This is a genomic window from Actinomyces sp. oral taxon 897, from assembly GCF_002999235.1.
Classification (GTDB): Bacteria; Actinomycetota; Actinomycetes; order Actinomycetales; family Actinomycetaceae; genus Actinomyces.
Map to the genome: position 1 here is coordinate 2005421 of NZ_CP027236.1, position 23913 is coordinate 2029333.

Annotated in this window: 19 protein-coding genes; 7 read left to right on the plus strand and 12 right to left on the minus strand. The window is 72.0% G+C overall.

The genetic code is table 11. The features are described from left to right. Positions 1-4 precede the first annotated feature (4 nt). The gene (locus C3V41_RS08095; RefSeq protein ID WP_129591532.1) at positions 5-472 is read right to left on the minus strand and encodes a hypothetical protein; all 468 of its coding nucleotides are present in this window, start codon (positions 470-472) and stop codon (positions 5-7) included. Between the two features lie 393 nt (positions 473-865). Further along, positions 866-1234 (minus strand): hypothetical protein, encoded by a 369-nt coding sequence (locus tag C3V41_RS08100; protein ID WP_106109852.1) that lies wholly within the window; start codon positions 1232-1234, stop codon positions 866-868. A 22-nt stretch (positions 1235-1256) separates the two neighbouring features. Between C3V41_RS08100 and C3V41_RS08105 the strand changes: the two genes are divergently transcribed. After that, positions 1257-1799 (plus strand): hypothetical protein, encoded by a 543-nt coding sequence (locus C3V41_RS08105; RefSeq protein ID WP_246742181.1) that lies wholly within the window; start codon positions 1257-1259, stop codon positions 1797-1799. Between the two features lie 87 nt (positions 1800-1886). On the opposite strand, the gene C3V41_RS08110 is transcribed toward C3V41_RS08105, so the two are convergent. From C3V41_RS08110 to ispF, 5 genes are all read right to left on the minus strand, one after another. After that, positions 1887-3290: a uracil-xanthine permease family protein gene (locus tag C3V41_RS08110; protein ID WP_106109853.1), complete on the minus strand. Its 1404-nt coding sequence runs from the start codon at positions 3288-3290 to the stop codon at positions 1887-1889. A gap of 405 nt (positions 3291-3695) precedes the next feature. Then, positions 3696-4940, minus strand: coding sequence for a hypothetical protein (locus C3V41_RS08115; RefSeq protein ID WP_106109854.1), 1245 nt, complete (start codon positions 4938-4940; stop codon positions 3696-3698). A 527-nt stretch (positions 4941-5467) separates the two neighbouring features. Further along, entirely contained in the window at positions 5468-6463 is a 996-nt protein-coding gene (gene rlmB / locus C3V41_RS08120; protein WP_106109855.1) for a 23S rRNA (guanosine(2251)-2'-O)-methyltransferase RlmB, read from the minus strand. Between the two features lie 51 nt (positions 6464-6514). Beyond that, entirely contained in the window at positions 6515-8062 is a 1548-nt protein-coding gene (gene cysS, locus C3V41_RS08125; RefSeq protein ID WP_106109856.1) for a cysteine--tRNA ligase, read from the minus strand. Between the two features lie 197 nt (positions 8063-8259). Next, positions 8260-8826 carry a 2-C-methyl-D-erythritol 2,4-cyclodiphosphate synthase gene (gene ispF, locus C3V41_RS08130; RefSeq protein ID WP_106109857.1) on the minus strand — a complete coding sequence of 189 codons (567 nt, stop codon included), beginning with the start codon at positions 8824-8826 and terminating at the stop codon, positions 8260-8262. A 768-nt stretch (positions 8827-9594) separates the two neighbouring features. On the opposite strand from ispF, the gene C3V41_RS08135 reads away from it, so the two are divergent. Then, the gene (locus tag C3V41_RS08135; RefSeq protein ID WP_106109858.1) at positions 9595-11058 is read left to right on the plus strand and encodes a methyltransferase domain-containing protein; all 1464 of its coding nucleotides are present in this window, start codon (positions 9595-9597) and stop codon (positions 11056-11058) included. Between the two features lie 465 nt (positions 11059-11523). Here the strand turns inward: C3V41_RS08135 and C3V41_RS08140 are convergent, their stop codons facing one another. Continuing rightward, positions 11524-12867, minus strand: coding sequence for a chemotaxis protein (locus C3V41_RS08140; RefSeq protein WP_106110751.1), 1344 nt, complete (start codon positions 12865-12867; stop codon positions 11524-11526). An 862-nt stretch (positions 12868-13729) separates the two neighbouring features. Here C3V41_RS08140 and C3V41_RS08145 point away from each other — a divergent pair. The 5 genes from C3V41_RS08145 to C3V41_RS08165 all read left to right on the plus strand — a co-directional run bounded on the left by C3V41_RS08145 (position 13730) and on the right by C3V41_RS08165 (position 19761). Continuing rightward, positions 13730-15166 carry a serpin family protein gene (locus C3V41_RS08145; protein ID WP_106109859.1) on the plus strand — a complete coding sequence of 479 codons (1437 nt, stop codon included), beginning with the start codon at positions 13730-13732 and terminating at the stop codon, positions 15164-15166. A gap of 185 nt (positions 15167-15351) precedes the next feature. Beyond that, positions 15352-16674 carry a serpin family protein gene (locus tag C3V41_RS08150; RefSeq protein ID WP_106109860.1) on the plus strand — a complete coding sequence of 441 codons (1323 nt, stop codon included), beginning with the start codon at positions 15352-15354 and terminating at the stop codon, positions 16672-16674. Between the two features lie 235 nt (positions 16675-16909). Further along, a complete protein-coding gene (locus C3V41_RS08155; RefSeq protein WP_106109861.1) occupies positions 16910-17413 on the plus strand; it encodes a GNAT family N-acetyltransferase in 504 nt (167 codons plus the stop codon). Positions 17414-17773: 360 nt separating this feature from the next. Further along, positions 17774-18409, plus strand: coding sequence for a TetR/AcrR family transcriptional regulator (locus C3V41_RS08160; protein WP_106109862.1), 636 nt, complete (start codon positions 17774-17776; stop codon positions 18407-18409). Further along, on the plus strand, positions 18406-19761 hold the full coding sequence (locus tag C3V41_RS08165; RefSeq protein ID WP_106109863.1) for an acyltransferase family protein: 1356 nt from the start codon (positions 18406-18408) through the stop codon (positions 19759-19761). The genes C3V41_RS08160 and C3V41_RS08165 overlap by 4 nt, the downstream gene beginning before the upstream one ends. Before the next feature lie 135 nt (positions 19762-19896). On the opposite strand, the gene C3V41_RS08170 is transcribed toward C3V41_RS08165, so the two are convergent. Genes C3V41_RS08170 through C3V41_RS08185 form a run of 4 tightly spaced genes read right to left on the minus strand, consistent with a single transcriptional unit; the run spans position 19897 to position 23817 of the window. Then, a complete protein-coding gene (locus C3V41_RS08170; RefSeq protein WP_106109864.1) occupies positions 19897-20727 on the minus strand; it encodes a hypothetical protein in 831 nt (276 codons plus the stop codon). After that, positions 20724-22037 carry a hypothetical protein gene (locus C3V41_RS08175; protein ID WP_106109865.1) on the minus strand — a complete coding sequence of 438 codons (1314 nt, stop codon included), beginning with the start codon at positions 22035-22037 and terminating at the stop codon, positions 20724-20726. The genes C3V41_RS08170 and C3V41_RS08175 overlap by 4 nt, the downstream gene beginning before the upstream one ends. A gap of 41 nt (positions 22038-22078) precedes the next feature. Further along, entirely contained in the window at positions 22079-23041 is a 963-nt protein-coding gene (locus tag C3V41_RS08180; RefSeq protein WP_106109866.1) for a glycosyltransferase, read from the minus strand. A gap of 5 nt (positions 23042-23046) precedes the next feature. Next, positions 23047-23817 (minus strand): polyprenol monophosphomannose synthase, encoded by a 771-nt coding sequence (locus C3V41_RS08185; RefSeq protein WP_106109867.1) that lies wholly within the window; start codon positions 23815-23817, stop codon positions 23047-23049. Positions 23818-23913 lie beyond the last annotated feature (96 nt).

Genomic DNA, 23913 nt, shown 5'->3' on the forward strand with positions numbered 1-23913 from the left:
CGTCTCACCCCAGCCTCTGACGCAGCCGCTCAAAGGCCTCGGACACCCCGGGGGAGTCCTCCACCGCACCAGGAGCCTCCCCGGGGGCGGGACCACCGGTAGGACCGCCCTCCCCCACACCGGTACCGACCAGGCCACCGCCCAGGGCGGCTCCCGCGCCCAGGGCGGCTCCCGCGCCCAGGCCCGCTCCCGCCTGGGCCAGGGCCCCGGCCTGGGCGTCGTCATCGGCCCGGTAGGCAGCCGCCATGGCCCGCACCCCGGCCGACACGGCCCCGTACCGGCCCTCCAGGCCGCTCAGCCAGTCCCCCACCGCACCGGAGGCCGCAGCACAGGCCCCGCAGGCACGCGCACCGGGCACACCCGAGGCGACACGCCCCACCACACCCGTCTCCAGGCCACCCAGGTCCTCCCCGATCCAGCCCACCTGGTCACGTAACCTCTCCAGGTCACCGTCGACAATATGCAGATCCACCACCAGCAACCTCCAAGAGATTAGGGAACGAGGAAAGAGAAGACAAACAGGGAACAGACCACCAAGCGACCCACTACATAAAGTAGCCCAGAACACACACCCTGTCAACGGATTCGACGGACCCGGTAGATGTGATCTAAGGCACTACAAGGGTGTCAACCTCGACACCCCACCGCCGCACCCTGCCCGGGCCGTCATGACAGGGACCTGGGCGGCCATGTAGTCGGCAAGATCCGCACGTGCCCGGGTCGTCATTGACCCCGGACGCCCAGGTGCGGGGGTCCCCAGCAAGACCCGCACGTGCCCGGGTCGTCAGTACCGGAATACCGTAGGGACGAGCACGTGCCCGGGCCGTCAGCACCGGAATACCGTAGGGACGAGCACGCGCCCGTCTCAGGGCCGCAGGACCGAGCCGTCCTCGCTGACCCGGCTCACGGCCACCGCGTGACGCAGGGCGATGGTCTCTGCGGTCGCCACGGCCCTGGCGGCGCCGTCCCAGGAGACACTGACATAGACGTGGTTGGGGCCAAAGCTGTAGTCCGTGGCCGGCAGGTCGCCCAGCACCTCCTCATCGACCCGGTCCGGGCCGTTAACCGGAGGGAAGATCTGGTGCATGTCCTCATAGAAGGCCCGCAGCGCCGGCGTCGTGACCGCCGGGTCGCAGGAGTCGCCGTCGCCCCCCTCCACCTGCTCGGTCAGCCATGCCGACAGCCCGTCATCGCTGACCGCTGAAGGGGTGAAGACGAGGATGTCATAACTCATAGGTGCAGGCTACCGTCATCATATGGACATGCACGACGCGCCGCCGCAGAGCACCCCGAGCCAGCCCGCCCGGCAGGCAGCCGCGCGCCGTTTCATGACCTGGGAGGTGGGTGTGGCCAGGGTCGAGCACGACCGCTCCTCCGTGAGCCCGCAGCGGGTCGCCGACGAGCTGCGTAACCAGCTGACCCACCCCGGCTACCTCGACGGCCAACGGCGCTTCTCCCTGGGGGCACGGGCCCTGGCCGACGACGTCATGGACCTGGCCCAGGAGGACCCCGACGACCTGGCCACCTCCAACTACATGCAGTGCGCCGGGTCAGCCACGGCCATGACCGTCGAGGTCCGGGTCTCCAGCCCCACCGGCTTCAACCACTACGCCGTCAGCCGGATCCCCGTTGCCGACGCCGACGCCTGGAACGAGCTGTCCGTGGACAACGGACGCATTACCCTGCGCCTCCACCCCGAGGAGGTCCTCAGCGGCCAGGAGGCTGCCGAGATCTTCCGCGCCTACGTCGTTGACGGCACCCTGCCACCCGCTGAGCTCCTGCGCGACCTGCAGCTCTGAGCTCCTCGGCCACCACGCCCGCCATGCCCGTCGGCCGCGCCGCCCGCGCCTGACGCATACCGCAGGCGGGGCGGCAGCACCCGGGCCCTACTCGGTGACCGCCTTGCGCCGCGTGGCGTAGGCCTGCCCCTCCAGCTCGGTCCCCGCGGGCGCGGAGGCCGGGGAGGCCTGCTCCAGGATGGTGCCCCGCAGGCGGGAGATCCAGCGCATGACGTGGTAGACCACAATCGCCGCGCCGCTGCCCAGGGCGATCCCCTCAAAGCTCATCCGCCCCCACACCAGGGTGTAGTTGGCGACCGCCACCACCATGGACACGGCAGCGGTATTGAGGTTGACCGGGTCGGAGAAGTCCACCCGGTTCTGCACCCAGATACGCACACCCAGCATGCCGATCATGCCGTACAGGACCGTGGCGGCCCCGCCCAGTACCCCCGCCGGGATAGTGGCAATGACCTGCCCGAACTTGGGCAGCATGGACAGGCCCAGGGCGGCCAGGGCGGCCACCACGTAGGCGGCCGTGGAGTAGACGCGGGTAGCCGCCATGACCCCGATGTTCTCCGCGTAGGTCGTGGTGCCCGAGCCGCCCCCGGAACCCGCCAGGACGGTGGACACGCCGTCGGCCAGGAGGGCGCGGCCGGTGACGTCGTCGAGGTTCTCCCCGGTCATGGCCGACACGGACTTCACGTGCCCCACGTTCTCGGCGACGAGCACCAGGACCACCGGCACGAACAGCCCCAGCAGGCTCACGTCAAAGGCGGGGGCCCTAAAGGTCGGGACACCCACCCACCCGGCGTGGGAGATGGCGGAGAAGTCAATCTCACCGCGCACCCAGGCGGTCACGTAGCCCACCAGGACACCCAGCAGAATGGCCAGGCGCCCCACAATCCCCTTGAACAGCACCGTAATGAGCAGGATCGCCACAATAGTGACGACCGCCGTCACCGGCGCGCTCCTGACATTGGTCCAGGCGGCCGGAGCCAGGTTGAAGCCGATAAGGGACACAATGGCGCCGGTGACCACCGGGGGCATGAGCCGGTCGATCCAGCTGGCACCCACCAGGGTCACCACCAGGCCGATAGCCGCCAGGGTGGCGCCCGCGGCGATAATCCCGCCCTGGGCCAGGGACGCCTTGGCCGCGTCCAGGGTGCCGCCGCCCCCGGACACGTAGCCGGTCACCGCGCCAATAGGGGCGATGAGCGCGAAGGAGCTGCCCAGGTAGGAGGGCAGACGCCCGGAGGTGACCCCCAGGAACAGCAGGGTGCCCAGGCCCGTGAAGAACAGGGTGGTGGCCGGGTCGAAGCCGGTCAGCAGCGGCACCAGGAAGGTCGCGCCGAACATGGCGACCACGTGCTGGACGCCGATACCGATCGTGCGCGGCCAGGTCAGGCGCTCGCCAGGGGCCACGACCTCCCCGGGGGCGATGGAACGGCCGTCGCCGTGAAGACGCCACCCCCGAGATCGGCTCCTGGACGGCGTGGTAGGTGCAGGCACAGCGGTCTCCTGTCGTGCTCGGGGAAGGCGGGAACGACGTCGTCCGCCCCTGGGCCCGGCGACGGCGCTCACCGCGACAGGAACTGGCACTCCTGCCAGGTGGCCAGTGTAGCGGGCTCCGGGTACCGCCCCTGACCAGGAGGGATCCGTCCACCGGAGGGCCTGGCCCGCACCGGGTGCTGCCAGGAGGCGCCGGTCCCGCTGGTCCGCGCCGGTCCCGCCAGAGGCCGGGGGCGAGCCCGGCCGGAGGGCCCACCGAAGGGCCCGTCGCGCCGTCCAGGGCCCCGGGCCTGTCGGACGGCCAGGCGGTTGCGGCCGTGGCAGCACGGGACGCCGGGGCCCGGGCAGGCCTGCTCCTGTGCAGTCCGCCACCCCGTGGACCCCTCGGGCCTGCCTACAGGCGCGTCAGGCCCCCAGCTCCTCGGCCACGAGCGCCATCTCCTCGTCGGCCCGCCGACGCAGCTCACGGTGGCGCGTCACCGAGGCCATGGACGCCTCCAGCACGGAGTTGACCACCATGAGGGAGCCGACGACCACCATGCCCACGGGGAGCTCGCCCGTACGCGCCCGCCGACGCAGGGCCCGGTTAATGAGCAGGCCACCGAGCCCGACCCCGGCCAGGGCACCCAGGCGCACCAGCCAGGGCATCTCGGTGACGGTACGCACGTAGCCGCGCACGTAGGCCGAGCCGGGGGTCGCCGGGTCACGCAGCATCATGCCCACGCTGCGGCCCACCGCGTTGGACAGGCCCCTGGGCTCGTGGACGACGGCACCGGGGACCTCGTCGGGGGCCAGGCGCCCGGAGAGCACGGCCTCGACCCAGGCGGGCAGGCCCAGGGCCTCCACCATGGCACGCAGGCCGTCCTCACCGGGGGTGGCCAGGGCCTCGGCCGCCGCCTGGGCGTCCGCCCCGGGGACGGCGGCGGCAATGGCGGAGGCGTCGGTGACGTCGGCGAGGAACTCCTCGGCCCGGGCGCGCAGGGCCGGTCCGGGCTGCTCGACGCCGCCCCAGACGTAGCGCGACCGCATGCCCCAGGAGTAGACGGCGTCGTCGTCCGGGTCCCCGGTGGTCACGGCGCGCACCCGCAGGTCCCCGTCCTGGGACTCCAGGACCAGGGCCGGCAGGGACTCCTCGTCCCAGCCCAGGGCACCCAGGTCCAGTCCCTCACCGGTGTACATGACCACGCGCCGGTCCAGGGCGGGCAGGCTGACCACCGCCAGGGGCCGCTCCAGGAGCGTGGACTGCAGGGGGACGGTGTAGGCGCTCAGCGGGGAGACGACCACGGCGCGCAGGGTGGCCGGGTCAGGCTCCCGGACGGCGTCGTGGGTGGCCTCACGCGGCAGGTCGTGGAAGGAGGCGGGGCCGATGACGGCGTCGGCGTGGAAGTGCCGGGCCAGGCGTTCCGTCAGCTCGGAGACCCCCAGGCCCGCGACGACACCACCACGCGCGGGCGGGGTGACGGCCACCCGGCCCTCGGCGTCGGTCAGGAGCGTCAGGGACAGGAGGTGCTCCGTAGCCGGATACCACTCCAGGCGGGCGAGGACCCGCTCCTGGTCCAGGACGGCCGCGACCTCCTCGGAGGTGGTCCCGGGTGCAATGAGAACACCCTCAGTACGGTTCCAGCGCTGGTTGGCCTCGGTGGCGGACATGCACGCCCTCCTGTCTGTCAGGTAACTGGGCCTATTGTGTCAGGTTCTACGCCACTTCGGCAGCCCACGCGCCCCGAGCGCCGTCTTCAGGGGGCCGACGCCGGGAGCCCACCTCCTCCGCCAGGCTGCTGGCGCAGGTCTGGGGCGACCACTTACGGCCGGTAACAGGAGCCCGTTGGTGCTGGGAGGCTGCCGGTACCATGCGCGCCGGCACCGGGCCAGTACCGCGAAGCCCGCCAGCGCCGGGGTCCTGTCAGGAGCGGTCCCGGGCTGAGGCTGGCTCACGCCAGTGCGGCCCCGAGCGAAGTCGCACATTCATCCCGGGGGCGCTGGCAGGGCACTGGCGTGATTCCAACGTTCTACGCCCCTGAGCGGAGGTCGGGAGCAGAATGAATGTGCAACTCGGTCGCTGTTGCACATTCATCACTGTCTCCGGCACCCGCACCGTCAGGCGAACCCGCGTGATCATGCCGTTTTATGATCGCCGAATGTAAAAAGAATGTGCAACTCGGCCCCAGGGCGGGCCACTAGCTTCCGGCCTGCGCGGCCCGGCGCAGGCGGTCCACCTCGTACAGGGCGATACCCGTGGCCACGGCCGCGTTGAGGGACTCCACCCTGGTCGCAATGGGGATGGAGGCAATGACGTCGCAGGTCTGACGCACCAGGCGGGACAGGCCCGTCCCCTCCGCCCCGGTGACCACCACCAGCGGGGCGTCGGCCAGGGTGAGCTCCTCCACGAGGGTCTCACCCCCGCCGTCGAGCCCGACCACGAAGCAGCCCTCCTTCTTGAGACGCTCCAGGGTGCGTACCAGGTTGGTCTCACGGGCCACGCGCACGCGGGCGGCGGCCCCGGCGGAGACCTTCCACGCCGTCGCGCTCACCCCGGCGCTGCGCCGCTCGGGGATAATGACGCCGTCGGCCCCGAAGGCCCCGGCGCTGCGCAGCACGGCCCCCAGGTTGTGGGGGTCGGTGACCTGGTCCAGGGCCACGAGCAGCGGGGTGTGCCCCAGGGCCCGGGCACGCTCCAGCAGCAGGTCGGCGTCGGTGTACTCGTAGGCGGGGATCTCAATGGCCACGCCCTGGTGGGCGGCGCCCTCGGTCAGCGCCTCCAGGTCCAGCCTGGTGGTCTCCAGGACAGGGGCCCCCACGAGGACGGCGCGACGCACCACCGCCCCCAGGCGGTCGTCGGACTCGGCGGACACGGCCATAAAGACCCGGGAGATGGGCACACCGGCGCGGGCGGCCTCGGCGACGGCGTTGCGTCCGCAGACGATCTCGTGGCCCTCGGGCACGCCGAAGCGGCGCCTGATCTTCTCCAGCTGCCTGGCCCGTGTGGGCTGGGCGGCACGGGCCTCGGCGCGGGCCCTCGCCCGGGCCTTGGGGTGACCCACGCGGTCCTCGGCACGCGGGGTGGGGCCCTTGCCCTCCAGGCCCTGGCGACGGTTGCCTCCCGAGCCCTTGGTAGGGCCCTTCTTGCTCCCGGGCCTGCGTCGGGCACCGTGCGGGCGGTCGTTTCCTGGCATTGCTGATCTCCTTGTCGTGGCTGGTTGGTGACGCCCCGGGGCGCCGGGGCCTCAGGCCAGGTGCCAGCGGGCCCCGGCGGGCGAGTCCTCCACCACGACGCCAGCAGCCGCGAGCCTGCTGCGCAGGGCGTCGGCCCGGGCCCAGTCCTTGGCGGCACGAGCCTGGGCACGCTCGTCCAGGTCGTGCTGGACGAGCTGGCCCAGGGCCTTGAGCGCGGCGTCCTGCCCCTGCCGGGAGCCCGGGCCCAGGACGGTGTCGCGCCAGGGGGCGGACAGGGGGTCCAGGCCCAGGACGTCGAGCATGGAGCGCAGGTCCAGGGCCCGCTCACGCACCAGGTCGCCCACGGTGGTGACCTCCGTGCGCTGCGTGCCCAGAGCCTCCAGCTCGTCCCTGGTCAGGGGCCTGGCCGCGTCGTCCCCCGGGGTGAAGGCCGTGTTGAGCCGCTTGAGGGCGGCGTGGACCTCCGCCATGGCCCCGGCGAGGCCCAGGTCCTCGTCCATGGCCGCGGTAAAGGCCCCTGGCAGCGGGCGCTCGCGCAGGGCGGCGGCCGGGACGTCAACAGCATGCGTGCCGTCGTAGTCCAGGGCCCGCACGACCGCCGAGGACAGGCGCCTCCACAGGGCCGAGGCGTCGGCGAGGGTCTCCTCGGAGAACTCCACGGTGGAGCGGTGGTGGACGGTGCCCAGGGCCAGGCGCAGCACGGCGGCGTCGTAGGTCCTCAGCAGCTCAGCCACGATCAGGGAGTTGCCCAGCGACTTGCTCATCTTCTCGCCCTTGACGGTCACCCAGGCGTTGTGGACCCAGTGGCGGGCGAACCCCCAGCCGGCGCCGTGAGACTGGGCCTGCTCGTTCTCGTGGTGGGGGAAACGCAGGTCGATGCCCCCGCCGTGGATGTCGAACTCGTCACCCAGGTAGCGGCGGGACATGGCCGAGCACTCCAGGTGCCAGCCGGGCCGGCCCCGCCCCCAGGGGGAGTCCCAGGCGGCGTCGGCCGGCTCGGTGGGCTTGGCGGTCTTCCACAGGGCGAAGTCGCGCGGGTCCCGCTTGTCGGCCTCGACGTCGTCGTCTATCTGGGACTCGTCCTCGGTGGTGGCCAGGTCCTCCAGGCGCTGGTTGGTCAGCGAGCCGTAGTCGGGCAGGGAGGCCACCGAGAAGTAGACGTTGCCGCGCTCGCCGATGTAGGCGTGGCCGGCGTCGAGCAGGCGCCGCACCAGGTCGATCATCTCCGGGACGTGCCCGGTGGCGCGCGGCTCGTAGGTGGGCGGGGCCACGCCGAGCGCCCGGTAGGCGGCGTCGAACTCGCGCTCGTGGCGCTGGGCCCAGGCCCACCAGGGCACGGGGGGCTCGGCCGCCGCGGACCTGGCCAGGATCTTGTCGTCAATGTCGGTGACGTTGCGGATGAGGCGCACCTCCTGGCCGCAGCGCTCCAGCCAGCGGCGCAGCACGTCAAAGGCGATGGCGCTGCGCATGTGCCCAATGTGCGGGGAGCCCTGGACGGTGGCACCACACAGGTAGATCGTGACCGTTCCGGGCGTGACGGTGGGCGCCAGGGGGACGACGGCGCGGGCGGCCGAGTCGTACAGGCGCAGGGACGGCATGCCAGGCTGGAGATCACTCACGGCCCAAACATACCCGCCCCCCGCGGCCCGGTCCCGGGGCAGGTGCGGGGGCGCTAGGTCAGGGCGCGGCCCACGTCCATGCGCCCCCCGGTCCCGGGGCGGGTGCGGGGGCCGCCGCCGACGGCGGCCAGGAGGGCGCTGAGGGCGAGGGCCGACCTGGCGGGTGCGGGGGCCGCCTATCCCGGGTAGACCAGGGCGGTGGCGACCGCCAGGAGCCCCTCCCCGCGCCCCAGGAACCCGAGGTGGTCGGTGGTGGTGGCGGAGAAGGACACCGGGGCGCCCACCGCCCGGCTCAGGGCCGCACCGGCCTCGGCGGCGCGGCCGGACACCCGGGGCCGCTCGCCCACGAGCTGGACCGCGACATTGCCGATCTCAAAGCCGGCCTCGCGCACCCGTCGTGCCGCCTCGGCCAGGAGGACCGCTCCGGCAGCCCCCCTCCAGGCGGGCTCGGAGGTGCCGAAGTTGCTCCCCAGGTCCCCCAGCCCGGCGGCTGAGAAGAGGGCGTCGGCGCAGGCGTGGGCCACCACGTCGCCGTCGGAGTGCCCCGACAGCCCCACCTCACCGGGCCACTCGAGGCACGCTAGGCGCAGGGGTGTCCCCGAGTCCGGCGCGGCGAAGGCGTGGACGTCCGTCCCGATGCCCGTGCGCGGCAGGACGACCGGGCCGTCGGCCGCAGCCGGGCCCGTCCGGGCGTCGTCGGGCACGGCGGAGGGGTCAGACAGTGTGATAATGGGCTCACTCATGGCCCCAGTCTGCCGCCTTTCACAGGCAGGAGGCGCGCTCAGTACCTGGTCACCCGCCGAACGAGCCCATTCACCCCCCATCTCCCAGCAGCTTCCCAGGCATATATAGGGTCTTCTCACAGGCAGGAGGCGTTGTATTGTTCTTGCCGCCGGACGGAACGGGTCGCGAGGGTTGGGGAACCCGACGACCTACCCTGACCGAGCACTGTACGGGTCCAAGGGAGCCCGCACGGAGCGTTCTGGCGAAGGAGGGAGCTCCCCCAGGAATGGGAACCCGGGAGCGAGCCCCTCGACGACGAAGGCCCGCGGGCCGAGGTAGACCTCGGACGCGGGCCTCGTCATATTCTCCGGCGGGTGCAAGCGCGTACCCACTGGACACAGGCATGTATCCATCGCCTCGACCCGGATCGACCGCAAAGGTTAGAAACCCTCGCTACAATAATATAGAAATATCACACCCGCATAAAATGATCCATAAATCCCGGAACACACCGGACGACTCCACCAAGAAGGACAGCCTCTCCACAATCACACAGCAGGATACTGCCGTCCAGGTCGTCTGCGAAGCACCTCCGGGCCACCGCTCTGGGGCCTGGGTTCGGCCGGGGTTTTCTGGGTCGGTTGGGGCGGTCGCGGCGGCGTCCGCCCCTACAGACATATAAGTGATATTTATTACATAAGATTCGGCGAGGGGCGTGTCCGGCCCCGCGCCGGACGCCGTCGGCAGCCTCGCACAACCGGCACACAGCCCAGGAAGACAGGAGACGCATGGGACGCCCACCACGCCCGACGGCGGGCCGTGCCCGCTCGGCCCCCTCTCGACGGGCGCCTTCACGGACGGCCTGCTCCCTGCACGACGCCGGGGCGTGCCGCTCCTGCCCGGACCTGGCGCGTCCCCTCCCCGAGCAGCTGGCCGCCAAGCAGGCGCAGGTGGCCGGCCTCCTGGCCGACGGGCCCGCCCCGGTCGCTCGTGACACCTGGCTCCCGCCAGCTGGCAGCGCCCCGACCGGTTTCCGCAACAAGGCCAAGATGGCGGTCTCCGGGAGCGTGTCCGCCCCCGTCCTGGGGCTGGCCGACCGCTTCGGGGGCAGTCTGGACCTGCGCGGCTGCCCGCTCCACGTGGACGCGATCCAGGAGTCGCTGCCGGTCCTGGGCCAGCTCGTTACCGGGCTCGGCCTGGAGCCCTACCACATTGCGGCCGACCGGGGGGAGCTGAAGTACCTCCTCCTGACCGCCTCGCCGACGGGGGCGCTCATGGTCCGCTGGGTCCTGCGCTCCCATCGGCACGTGGGGACGCTGCGTCGGGCGCTGTCGCGGATCCGCCGGGCCCTGCCGCAGCTTGAGGTCATGAGCGCCAATATCCAGCCGGTCCGCCAGGCCGTGCTGGAGGGTGAGGAGGAGATCCTCCTGGGGCTGGCGGAGGGGATGTCCGACCGCCTCCAGATGGACCTGCTCCTACCGGCGCAGGACGTTCCCGGACGGCCGGAGGGCAGGAAGGCAGAGGAGACGGTGCTGCCCCTGCTGCTGCCCACCCGCTCCTTCTTCCAGACGAACACCGCCGTGGCCGAGGAGCTCTACGCCACCGCCCGTCAGTGGGCGGCCCAGTGGGCATCGAGGCGGCGGGCCGACGCCGGGTGGGCCGACGCCGGACGGGCTGGTGCCGGGTGGGCCGGTGGGCGAACCGGTGCCGGGCGGGCTGGTGCCAGCAGCGAGCGGGGCGCCGTCCCCCTGCGCCTGTGGGACCTCTTCTGCGGAGTCGGCGGTTTCGCCCTGGCGCTGGCCTCGCACCCGGCCCTGCACGGCGCGCAGGTACGCGGCGTGGAGCTCTCGGCGTCGGCCATCCACGGGGCCCAGGCCTCCGCCCGCCTCATGGGCCTGGACCCGCGACGGGTGTGGTTCGAGGCCGGTGACGCCCGGGTCCTGGACCCGAGGTCCGGGAGCGTGCCGGACCTGCTCGTGGTCAACCCTCCCCGGCGCGGGATCGGGCCCGACCTGGCGCAGCGTATCGAGGCCAGCGGGGTGGGGCGGGTCCTCTACTCCTCCTGCAACCCGTCCTCCCTGGTCAGCGACCTGGCGGCCATGCCCTCGCTGCGGGTGAGACAGGCACGGTTGTTCGACATGTTCCCCCACACCGGCCACGCCGAGGTCCTGGTCGAGCTGGGCCGGTCCGGGAGCGGTGGTGGCCGCGCCGGGCGGTCCCGTGGCCTGAGAGCCGGGCAGCCTGAGGGCTAAGCGGCCTGAGCCGGGCAGCCTGAGCCGGGTGGCCTGAGCCGGGCGGGACCACCTCGGCCCCCAAAGGCGCGGCCACGCACTGACACCGACATCTGGCCCGAACGGCCCCTCCCTCAGCCCCAGAAGGCACAGCCACACGGCCCGAGGCAGCAGCTGGTCAGGGTCTTAGCGGCCTTAACACAGATCAAAATACAGTCCAGAGCAGTACCTGATAGGTTGCCATATATGTATAGATGATCAGTAGGTATTTACTCACCCAAGTAGTCATCACCAACACTTAACAGATATTCAGGCAGTCCGGGGTGAGTGCTGACCCACCCACGGCCGTACCCCGGCCCACCCAGGTATCCACGCGGCCCAGGGCGAGTGAGACGGGAGCCCTGAACAAGTACCGTTCTCGCGAGCAATAAGTACCGTTCTCGCGAGCAATAAGTACCGTTCTCGCGGGGAGGGGCTGGGACGCCCTCAGAGCTCGGCCAGCGCCTCGCGTACCTGGCGCAGCCTCTCCCGGAGATCCTCGGCCTCGTAGGGGACCGCCAGGTCGCGCACGGCACCGGCCAGGTCGGCCAGGTCGAGCGCCTCGGGGAAGCCGTCACCGAGCAGGGCCCGAGCGGCGTCCACGCTCTGGCACCTCCCGGCACCGGCCCGCGCGGCCGTCTCCAGGAGGTCCAGCAGCGGGGCGTGGGTGGCAGTCAGGGCCTGTGCGACGGCGTCGAGGTCACCCCCGACCAGCTCGCGGCGGGCATCGAGCAGGGCGAGCCGGTCGGTCAGGCTGGCGGCGCCGTCGGACAGGGCCGAGACGAGCTCCGCCAGGGAGCCCACCGCGTCGTTCTCCTCCAGCGCGTCCTGCCCGTCCAGGATCTGGAGGGCGAAGAACCCTGCCGCCAGGTTGTGCAGGCGGGTCAGGGCGATGCCGAAGCGGACGGAGTCCACGTCCCCACGCAGCTCGGTGATCTGCCCGGCCAGGGGGCGCAGCTCCTCAAAGCACTCCAGGACGAGGGAGTCGACCTGCCGGTAGCGCAGACGGACGGCGTCAGCCTCCCCCGGGGCCAGGCGCTCCACGTCGGCGACGACGCCGCGCAGGCTCTCGCGCAAGCGGCCCAGGCGGTCGGACAGGGCGGTGACCGCGCTGGCGCGACGCCCCAGGAGCCCCACGAGGCGGGCGAGCACGTCCAGGAGGGAGACCATCCCCGCGGTGCCCTCCTCGATCCCGTCCATCTGGGCCAGGATGGTGGCGACCGGCCCGGTGGCGTCAGGACGGCGGGGGATATTGACCCCCGAGGCGACCAGGGCGGCGACCTCGGCGGGCAGGGTCTGACGGGTGAAGTCCACGGTGCCGCGGTAGCCCAAGGCACCCAGCTCGGTCAGGAGGGCGGCCTGCCCGGCGGCGGCGACCTCCCGGCGGGTGGAGCCGGAGGCGGCGGAGGCGGCCTCTACCTCGCGGACGCGGGTGTAGGCGGCCTCGACGGCGTCGCGCAGGCCGGTGAGCATGGGCAGGGTGCGCACCGAGAGGTAGCCGTCCCCGCTGGGGACGATGGTGGCGAAGACCCGGTAGCGCCCGCGGTCTGAGGAGCGGTTGGTGATGTAGGCGCTGGCGGCGTTCCCGGCCTCCAGGTCCTCCCAGATGGAGCGGAAGGCCCCGGCGGGCATGTCGGGGTGACGCACCACGTTGTGGGCGCGCCCCACCAGCGCCCCCCGCGGGTAGCCGGACAGGCGCATAAAGATCGCGTTGGCGCGACGGATACGGCCAGCGGAGTCCGTGGTGGAGAAGAAGAGCTCGTCGGCGGTGTAGGTGTGTTCGTCGGGCAGGACGGTGGGCGCCCCGCTGGGGACCGGCGCGGGGACGGGCACGGCCGGGGTGGCGGGTACGGGCCGGACCTCGGTGAGGGTCGGCACGGGCGGGAGGGAGGTGGCTGGAGCGGCTGGCGCGTGGGTGGCCGGTGCGGGGGTAGCAGGTGCAGGGGCGGCTGACGTGGGGGTGGCCCGTGTGAGGGCCGCCGGTGCGGGAGTGGCTGGGGCGGGAGTGGCTGGGGCGGGAGTGGCTGGGGCGGTGTGGTCGGGTGTGACAGAGGCGGCGTCGGTCATGGTTGCCTTCCTTGGCGAAGTTGGGACGTTCGGCCTGCCCCACAGGGTACTCGACGCTCCTCGGCCGTCCGTCACCGGCACCTGCACATTCATCCTGGAGCCGGTGGCGAGCCAGTGGCGTCATTCCAACGGTTTCCCGGCCCGGGAGGCGGAGGTGGGCAGGATGAATGTGCAACTCGGGCGCCGTTGCACATTCATCCTGGTTTCCGGGCCCCGAGCTGCCTGATGAATCCCCGTGATTAAGCCGTTTACTGATCGCTGATTGTAAAAAGAATGTGCAACTCGGCCTGGGGCGCCCACCAGGGGCCAGCTCCGGGCGCTCTCAGGGGTGGGCAACCAGGGTAGTGGGCGACTAGACCCCGAAAAGCCAGCTCCCAGTGCTCCCAAGGGTGGGGGCCCAGGGGCGATGCCCCTACCGAGGGCCCGGCCAGCTCCCGGCGCTCTCGGGGATGGGACGGAGTCCTCGGTGGGCGTGGCCGAGGTCGGCCAGCTCCGGGTGCCCAGGTGGGGGGTCACGGGAGAGGACGTGCGGGCAGACCCCCACGCGCCAGCTCCGGGTGCCCAGGTGGGGGTGTAGCCTCCGGCTATGAGACTGCGCACACGTCTGCTCCCGGTGCCCGGCACCTGGAAAAAGACGCGGCCCCGTCGTTCCCGTCCCTCGGTGGAGGCCTGCCCGCGTCTGCCGTCAGCACCAGGGGTGCCCCTGACCTCTGCTGTGGCGCGTGAGACCGTGTCCCTGGACAGCGTACGCACCTCCCTGGCCGACGTCGTGGCCGCCTGCGACGATCTGGGGGCTCAGCTCCTGGGCCACCTCATGGCCGAGGCTCCTGGGACCAACATCCTGGTCTGTCCCCTGGGCCTGGCCCTGGCGCTGGCCCTGGTGGCCGACGGCGCCACGGACGCCGCCACCCAGGGCTACGACCGCCTCCTGGGAGCAGGAGGGCGGGACCGAGACCGGGCCTGGTCGGCCGTCCAGACCGCCCTGGGACGCTACGACCGCTCCCTGGACGGCTTCGACCCCGGCAAGCCCCCTGAGACGCCCCTGGTGCACGTGGCCAACCACGTGGTCGTGGTCGACCGTGAGGAGGTGGCGGTCAGCCAGGCCTACCTGGACACCGTCCTGCGCTGGTTCTCCGCCCAGGTCGAGAAGGTCCCCGTAGGCGACCTGGCAGCCAACCTCAGCGCCTGGGCCCAGGAGCACACGGCCGGGCTGATCAAGAAGACCGGCATCGAGGTCACCGGCGACACCGCCCTGGTCCTCCAGAACGCCCTGCTCTTCGCCGCCCGCTGGAGCACGCCCTTCAATGCCGAGGGCACCGCGGAGGACACCTTCACCCGGGCCGACGGCTCCACCACCCGGGCACAGTTCATGAACGACACCCGCACCATCCCCTACGCCCGCGGCCGGGACTGGGCCGCCGTACGCCTGGACTACCAGGACGGGCAGGGCGGAGGGTGGCCCCGTGGGCAGGGCCTGGCCATGGACGTCGTCCTGCCCCGACGGCGGACCAGCCCCGCCGACCTGCCCCCTGCCACCTGGGCCCAGGCCTCCGCCGCCCTGGACCGGGCAGCTGGGCTGGACCGGGCAGTTGAGGTGGGTCGGGTGGAGGTGGCTGGGCTGGACCAGGCCACGAGTCCAGGTCGGGCGGAGGTGGCCGGGCCGGGGATGAAGGGCCCGGACTACCGCAGGGTCAGGATCGCCCTGCCCGTGCTGGACCTGGTCTCCGGGCCTACCGACCTGCTGGGCCTGCTCCACGACCTGGGCCTGGACACCTTTGGCCTGGAGGGGATCGCCCCGGGGCTCTACCTCAGCCAGGTCGTTCAGCAGACACGCCTGATCCTGGACGAGGAGGGCACCGTCGCCGCGGCCCTGACGGAGGCGGCAATCATGGATGGGTGCGCGCCTGTCCAGGACGATCCCACCAACTTCATCGTCAACCGCCCCTACGTGCTGCGCCTGCGTGACCTGGCCACCGGGACCACCCTGGTCCAGGCCGCCGTCATGGACCCCACCACCTCCTGACACACCCAGGTTGGTCCCGCGCCCCCGTTCTCACGAGCAATAAGTACCGTTCTCACGACAAACAAGTACCGTTCTCACGACGAATAAGTACCGTTCTCGCGGAAGGGGGCGGGAGGGGAAGAACGGGGAGGGCAGGCCCGGGGTGGTACGTACCAGTGACACCAGTCTCCTGATAGCCTCTTAGTATGAGTCCGCACACACGCCAGCCGAGTCGTCGTTCCCTCCTGGCCCTGGCCGCGCTGGCCCCGACGGCGAGCGCCCTCCTCGCCTCGTGCTCCTCCTCGGCCACGGGCACGCCCCTGACCTCCACGGTCACCCGTGAGACCGTGTCCCTGGACAGTGTACGCACCTCCCTGGCCGACGCCGTGACCGCCTGCGACGAGCTGGGGGCGCAGCTCCTGAACCACCTGCTGACCCAGAGCCCCGGCACCAACGCCCTGGCCTCCCCGCTCAGCCTGGCCCTGGCGCTGGCCCTGGTGGCCGACGGCGCCACGGACGCCACCACCCAGGGCTACGACAAGCTCCTGGGAGTCAGCGGTCAGGAACGCGACCAGACCTGGTCGGCCGTCCAGACCGCCCTGAACCGCAACGACCGCTCCCTGGACGGCTTCGACCCCGGCAAGCCCCCTGAGACGCCCCTGGTGCACGTGGCCAACCACGTGGTCGTGGTCGACCGTAAGGACCTTACCGTCAGCCAGACCTACCTGGACACCGTCCTGCGCTGGTTCTCCGCCCAGATCGAGAAGGTCCCCCTAGGCGACCTGGCGGACAACCTCAGTAAGTGGGCCGACAAGAACACCGCCGGGCTGATCAAGAAGACCGGCGTCCAGGTCACCAGCGACACCGCCCTGGTCCTCCAGAACGCCCTGCTCTTCGCCGCCCAGTGGGACACGCCCTTCAAGGCCGAGGACACCAGGGAGGGCACCTTCACCCGGGCCGACGGCTCCACCACCCAGACCAAGTTCATGCACGGCACCCGCATTATCCCCTACGCCTACGGCCAGGGCTGGGCCGCCGTACGCCTGGGCTACCAGGGCGGGGAGCTCGACGGGCAGGGCCTGGCCATGGACGTCGTCCTGCCCAACCAGGGCACCAGTCCCGCCGACCTGCCCCCCGCCACCTGGGCCCAGGCCTCCGCCGCCCTGGACCAGGCCGCGGCAGGCTCGGACCAGAACGAGGTCAGGATCGTCCTGCCCAAGCTCGACCTGACCTCCGGGCCCGTCGAGCTCCTGGAGATGCTCAAGGCGCTGGGCCTGGACACCTCCAGCCTGGACGGGATCGCCCTCGGGCTGTCCATTAGCCAGGTGGTCCAGCAGGTGCGCCTCCTGGTGGACGAGGAGGGCACCGTCGCCGCCGCCCTGACGGAGGTGGGCCTCACGGCCGGGGCCGCCCCCGACCAGAGCAAGCCCATTGACTTCGTCGTGGACCACCCCTACGTGCTGCGCCTGCGCGACCTGGCCACCGGGACCACCCTGGTCCAGGCCGCCATTATGGACCCCGCCGCCTAGGGGCACCGGCTGCTCGGGCATCTCACGGGTGACCACGGCCTCGTACGGACCCCGCCACCTAGGGGCACCGGGGTAGCCCGACCGGCAGGCGCACTCCCCCGCGTCGAGACCTGCGGGATCCTGGACGCCGCGCATGTGGTCTGGCCCTCGGGCGCCACGCCCGCGCCTCCGCCCCACCGGCCGGGGCGGGGATGTGGAACAGTAGGTGCGTTCGTCCCCATCCGAAAGGCACGTCATGAGCGTTGAGCTGGTCACCTCCTCCACCCCCGAGCTCGTCGAGGCAATGGAGCGCCTCATCCCGCAGCTCTCCCGCACCGCCCCGGCCCTGACCGCGCAGCAGTGCGCGGACCTGGTGGCCCAGCCCGGCGTCTTCCTCTTCGTCTTCAGGCCCGACGCCGACGCACCGACAGGGGCCGCCAGCCAGGCCGGCCCGAGTGCCCAGGGGGCCGGGACTGCTGCCGGGGCCGCCGCGCCGATCCTGGGCATGCTCACCCTGGCGACCTTCACCATCCCCACGGGCCTGCGCGCCTGGGTCGAGGACGTGGTCGTGGACGGCCAGGCCCGCGGCCGGGGCGCCGGGCAGGCCCTGGTGGAGGCCGCCGTCGCCCACGCCACGAGTATTGGCGCCCGTACCGTGGACCTCACCAGCCGTCCCAGCCGTGAGGCCGCCAACCGTCTCTACCGCCGGGCGGGCTTCGAACTGCGCGAGACGAACGTCTACCGCTACAAGCAGTCCTAACACCTCCTGCGGCGCGCGAACATGTGGGACGTACCTTAGTTATAGGGAACGTACCTTAGCCGCGGGGGACGTACCTTAGTTATAGGGGACGTACCTTAGTTGTGGGGGACGTACCCTAAAGATACGTCTCCTGCGACTGAGGTACGTCCGCGGACAAGACCACGCTCCTGGTCCAGCTGCCCGTACGTCCCCCGCGGCTAAGGTACGTCCGCGCCATTGCGCCACTCCTGGGCCGGGTCCCGGGGGCTGGCAGCGTACGTCCCGGTGAACCACGCTGCGGGCAGCCGGGTGCGCAGACAGGCCGCGACGCCGGTGCCCCCGGTCGGCTGAAGGACGCCGTAGGACGGCACAATGGTTCCCATGGCGAGCAAGCGGACCAGGATGAGCGCGGGAGAGCGGCGCGAGCAGCTCATTGCCGTGGCACGGGGGCTCTTCGCGGAGAAGGGCTTTGACGCCACCAGCATCGAGGAGGTCGCCTCCCGGGCCAAGGTCTCCAAGCCGGTGGTCTACGAGCACTTCGGAGGCAAGGAAGGGCTCTACGCCGTCATTGTGGACCGTGAGCTGACCTGCATCTACGCCGCCATCACCGGCGCCCTGGAGTCCGACGCCTCCCCGTCGGTCATCCTGGAGCACGCCGCCCTGGCCCTGCTGACCTACATCGAGGACCACACCGAGGGCTTCCGCATCCTCTCCAGTGAGAACGACCGCTCCAGCGGCACCTACTCCACGCTGCTGGCGGACCTGGCGGTGCAGGTCTCGGGCATACTCGCCACCCACTTCAAGGCCCACCAGCTCGACCCCCGCACCGCGCCCCTGTACGCCCAGATGCTCGTGGGGATCGTGGCCCTGCCCTCCCAGTGGTGGCTGGAGAACCGCAGGCTGAGCAAGGAGGAGGTGGCCGCGCACATGGTGAACCTGGCCTGGAACGGCCTGCGCGGGATCCTGCCCAGACCGGTGCTGCGCACCCGCGGCACGGACCCGGGAGACCAGGGATGAGCCAGCCGCGGCACGCCGGCCCCGAGCGCGTCGGAGGACGGGTGCCGTGGATCGACGTCGCCCGGGGCGCCGCCATGCTCATGATCGTCATCGGCCACGCCTACCTGCCCTGGGACGGGCACCCCACGGCCTTCACCTTTATCTACGCCTTCCACGTCCCCGCCTTCTTCCTCCTGTCCGGGCTGGTCCACCGCACCCGAGGACGCTCCCTGACCGCGTGGCTGCGGGGCCGTGTACGCACCATCCTGGTGCCCTACCTCACCTGGGCGCTGGTGAGCGTGGTGCTGTTCGACGTCGTGGGGGGCCTGGCGGCCCAGATCCTGCACCGCCGGGGGCCGACCTCGCTGTCACAGGACCTGTGGGGGATCGTGTGGGCCAACCCCTCCGAGCACCTCATGGACTGGAACAAGCCCCTGTGGTTCCTCCCGGCCATTACGGTGGCCTACCTGCTGGCCACCGGGGTGGAGCGCCTGGGGGTGGAGCTGGCCCGGGTGCCCCTGCCGGTGTGGATCCTGGCCTCAGTGGGCCTGTCCTGGTGGACGGTCGCCCGCACCACCCCGGCCCTGCCCTGGTCGCTGGAACGGGTCGTGGTGCTCATGCCCTTCTTCCTTATCGGGGCGTGGTTGCGCGGGCCTCTGCTGGGTGCCGCGGCCGGGCGCACCGGGGGATCCACGCGCACCAGGGAAGCCACACGCACCAGGGGATCCACCCGCACGGGGGCGTTGGCCCCGACGGGGGAGGCGCGCGTCGGCGACCCGGCCGCGGAGGTCCTGGCCCCACCCGCTCTGGCGGGGGAGGTAGGCGAGCGCCGCGCCGCACCGGCGTCCAGGCGTGCCCCGGGCCGCGGCCAGGCCTCCACCAGCCACAGGGCACCTGCCCTACCCGACGTCCCCAGGCGCCGGTCCCACCCGTCCACGCCCCCCTGGCTGGAGGCCGCCGCCGGGACCGCCTGCTGGGCGGCCACGGCCCTCATCGCCTTCAGCCAGTCCCCCGTTGACTACGTCACCAAGGCCTACGGGGAGAGCTACCCCCTCTTCCTCCTGGGCGCGCTCACGGGCAGCGGGGGCCTGGTGCTCCTGGCCCGGTCCCTGCCACGTCCCTGGGGGCGGTGGCTGGAGCGTGTGGGCCGCGACAGCCTCATTATCCTGTGCCTGCACAAGTTCGTGGTCATCGCCCTCCAGATGGTCCTGGGGCGCGTCGGCGCAGAGGCCTGGCCGGTCCCCTCCAGCCTGTGGGCGCTCGGCGTCGCCCTGGTGACGGTCGGGGTGTGCCACGCGGTGGCGGTCCCGGTGAGGTGGCTCGCCCCCTGGTCACTGGGGCTCCGCCGCCCAGCGGGGGACGCGGCCCGCTGACCTGGGGCACGCCGACGGCGTCACCCCTCCAGGCCGGCGCACCCGGTCCGCTGCCTGGTCGTCTACCCCGACGGCACCGTCACCGCGCTCCGGGCCGGCGCCCCCGGCCCGCTGACCCGGGGCACGCCGACGGCGTCAGCGGCGCCTGACCTCGCGGAGCCGGTCGCGCAGGGGCTTGAGGTAGGGCTTGAGGCGTCCGCGCAGGTCACGTCGCTCCTGGCGCAGGCGGATCTCCGCGGGGCTCATGGGCCGGGTGGTTATGCCGTACCTCCTGGCCACCTCCCAGGGCAGCAGGTCCGGGGAGAGGTGGTAGTCCCGGGCGAAGTAGGCCACGGAGAGCTCCCGGTCGTAGTGGCCGGCGAAGTGGCAGACCAGGGCGTCCTGGGCGGAGGCGGTGTACAGGTGGGTGCGGGAGTTGAGGCGCTGGGGGGCGGTGAGCCAGGTACGCCCCAGCAGGTCCCGGTCGTGGAGGACCTTGACGATCTGGTCCTGGTCGCCGTGGGTGAAGATACCCAGGCGCTCCTCATCCCACCAGCGCTCGACGTCGTCAATGGGCTCGGTGAGCACCCCCTCCAGGAGGCTGGTGGCAGCCTGGCTGCGGCGCAGGAGGATGACGCCGGAGTTGAGGAAGCTGGAGAACCCCCGCGGCTCGCGGGCACCCCGGGCGATGACAATGTCGGCGTCGCGCTCCGTGGCCTCCTCCAGCACCGCCTCCAGGATCCCCGGGCGGAAGTCGGTGAACCAGCAGTCGTCGTCGATCCACATCACCCACTCGTAGAGCGGTCCGAGGCGCTGGAGCACCCGTAGCTTAATGTCGAAGTGGCTGCGCAGGCCGCCGAGGTTGACCCCCAGGTCGAACCGGTAGTCGTACCCGTGCTCCTGGGCGTAGACCGCCTGGTTGACGTGGGAGCGGTAGCGGATCCGGTCAGCACCCGAGACCAGGCACAGGCGGGGCAGGGTGCTCACTGCTCCTCCTCCGGCTCAGCAGCCTCCGGCTCGGCGTCCAGCTCAGCCTCCGACTGGGTGGCAGCCAGCTCAGGCCCCGCCCCCTGCCGGGCGGCCGCCGACTCACGCTCCCCCTCCGGCTCGGCGTCCAGCTCAGGCTCAGCCTCCTGCAGGACGGCGATTAGCTCACGCTCCGACCTCTCCAAGGCGGCAATCACCTTACGCTCCATCTCCTGACCGGCAGCGGTCAGCTCACGCTCCGCCTCCTGCCGGGCGGCGGCCAGGTGGTGCTCGGAGCGCGCAAGGGCGGGGCACTCCAGGCCCAGCTCCGTGGCGAGTACGCGCAGGCGCAGGCGCCAGTCCAGGCGGCGCAGGGCCTCGACCTGGAGGGCGAGCGCCTCCCTGGGCGACCAGTCGGCCAGACGCAGCGCCAGCTGGACCATACCCGCCTCAAGGTCGTCAACCGGCAGGTCCACGGTGGCCCCCTCCCACAGCAGCTCGTCGCTGCCCTCCTCACGGGGACGCCGCCCCGCCACCAGGGCACCGCCGGCCAGGGCGTCCAGCCACCGGGAGGTGACGTACTCGCGGGTGGGGTGGGTGTACTCGGCCGGTGAGACCAGGTTGGTGAAGGCCAGGACGACCTTGGCCCGGCGGTAGGAGTCCAGGACGTTGCGGTAGGAGGCCGCCGCGGTGGCGCCAAAGGGCGGGCGGGCGCCCATGACCAGCCCGTGGTCGGCGGCGCAGCGGGCCAGGGCGGCGTCGTCGTCCCAGGCGGGGGCCTGGCGTCCCATGCGCTGGAGGTCCACCGGACGGCCCCCGTCCCAGGAGCCGTCCGCGGGGACGCCCACAGGGTCGGTGCCCCGGGGACCGGAGTCGTCCTTGACGACGCGGCGCCGCCACGCCGCGAGCGCGTCCGTGCCCAGCGGGAGCCAGGTCACCGGCAGCCCGCTGGCCTGCTGCCAGTGGGGGACCACACCCTTCTCGGTGACCAGGAGGCGGTCGTAGAGCCGCCCGCGTGTCACCGCGACGGGGACCCGGTCCGTCCACCAGCAGTCAATGACCCACCCGGCCACGGTCCCGAAGCGGTGGCGCAGCCCGGGCACGCACAGGACGGCGTTGAGGTGCTCGGGGACGGCGGCGACCACCAGGAGCGTGTCTCGTCCCCGTATCCGGGGCAGCAGGAGGCGCAGCTTGGCGGCCTGGCCCAGCGGCGTGTCGGGGACGACCATGAGGTCGGCCTCCAGCAGGCGCGCGGCCAGGCGCACCATGGTGTTGACGGGGCCCCAGCCGTGGCCCTGCGGCTGGACGTACAGCATGGTGGTGCTGCTCATGGTTCCTCCTGGGCGGTCGGTGGTTCGGGGCGGGCGCGGCCTCACCGGTACCCTCCTGGCTGCCAGTCGATCTGGACGGTGGGGTCGGCGCGGACGTGGTCGTGGTACTTCAGGCTCAGGGGGGTGGAGACAAAGGCCATGAGGGCGCTCCAGGGCACGGGGTAGTCGGGGTTCGTGCCGTAGGGCTGGCTGGTCTCCTGCAGCTCCAGCAGGTCCTGGAAGTAGGACAGGCGCCGTTCGACCTCGGCGACCCACTCCACGGCCAGGGGGGTGCGGGCCTTGAAGGCGAAGCAGAACTGGGAGAGCTCCTGGCGGAAGTAGCGCCGCTGGTCCTGCCCGAGCGGCCCGAAGGCGGGCCCGGTGTGCTCGGGGGCCCTCTCCGCCGCCCCGCAGGCCCACAGGTCCGGGTCGGCGTTGAGCTGGTCGACCAGGACCGACAGGGGCCGCGTGTACTGCTTGATATCGCAGTAGACCCCTCCGTGGTGCAGCATGAGGTAGGCGCGCAGGTAGTCCGAGCGGTGCATGTACGACAGCCGCTCGTAGGCCGGGTGGAGCGGGTGGTCGGCGACGACGTGCTCCTGGATATTGGCGGGGGTGACCACCCTGATCTCCAGGTCGGGGTTGTCCGCGGCCAGGGCGTCCAGGCTCTTCCGGCGCCTGGGGGTGACGGGGTTGTCCCCGGTCCACAGGGCCCAGAGCACCTTGGGGGCCTGAAGCGCGGGCACGGCGTCGCGCGCCTGGGGCAGGGACCAGAAGAGGTGGTTGACCACGAAGGTCGAGGAGTTGGAGTCGGCGGCGTGGCCGATCCCGGCGTCGTAGCGGTCCCGGTCCCACACGTAGGGGACCGCCTGGGCCCTACGGGCGACGCGGTCGTGGGCGCTGGCCAGGCGCCGGGCGGCCAGGCGCACCCGAGCCGTGTGGAGGCGGTGCTTGAGCTGCTGGGCGACGGCGCGCAGGCTCGTGCCCCCGCCGTCGTCCTGTGAGGGGGGCTTCGGGGCTGCCACGCCGCTCACCCCCGGCCACGACGCAGGCGGGAGGACGCGCGCCGGGCCGCGGCGGCGACCTGGTGGGCGCGCCGGGCCAGCCCCCACCGCGTGACCAGGGCCAGCTCCTCGGTGAAGATGCCCCCGCTCAGCTTGGACTGACCGGCCTGGCGCTCCACGAAGGTGATGGGCATCTCGACGATCCGGCCTCCCATGTCCTCCACGACCTTGGTCATATTGACCTGGAAGCCGTATCCCAGGGCCCGTACCTGGCTCCGGTCCAGGCGTCGCAGGAGGTCGGCGCGGTAGACCCGGAAGCCCGCGGTGGCGTCCCTGACACGTGTGCCCAGTACCACGTTGACGTAGAGGTTCCCGGCGCGGGACAGGGCCACACGCCGGGCACTCCAGCCCTGGGTAGCCCCGCCGGCCACCCAGCGTGAGCCGATGACCAGGTCCGGGGCGTCGGCCATCTCGGCGCGCTGGATGAGCAGGACCAGGTCCTCGGCGCGGTGGGAGCCGTCGGCGTCCATCTCCACCAGGAGCTCGTAGCCGGCCCTCAGGCCCCAGTCGAAGCCCGCCAGGTAGGCCGGTCCCAGGCCGTTCTTCTGCCTGCGGTGCAGGACGTGGACGTGGTCGTCGCGCGAGGCGCGCTCGTCAGCCAGGGCACCGGTTCCGTCCGGGGAGGAGTCGTCCACGACCAGGACGTGTGCGGCGGGCGCGTGCTGGCGCACCCGGTCCAGGGCGCCCGGCAGGGACTCGACCTCGTTGTAGGTCGGGATAACGACAAGGGTCTTCACGTGATTCTCCGGGGACGAGCCAGGCGGACAGGACGCGTGTCAGCGTCGCCAGGCGATTCTAGACGGTTCCGCCCGCCCGCCGCACCGGGGTGGCGA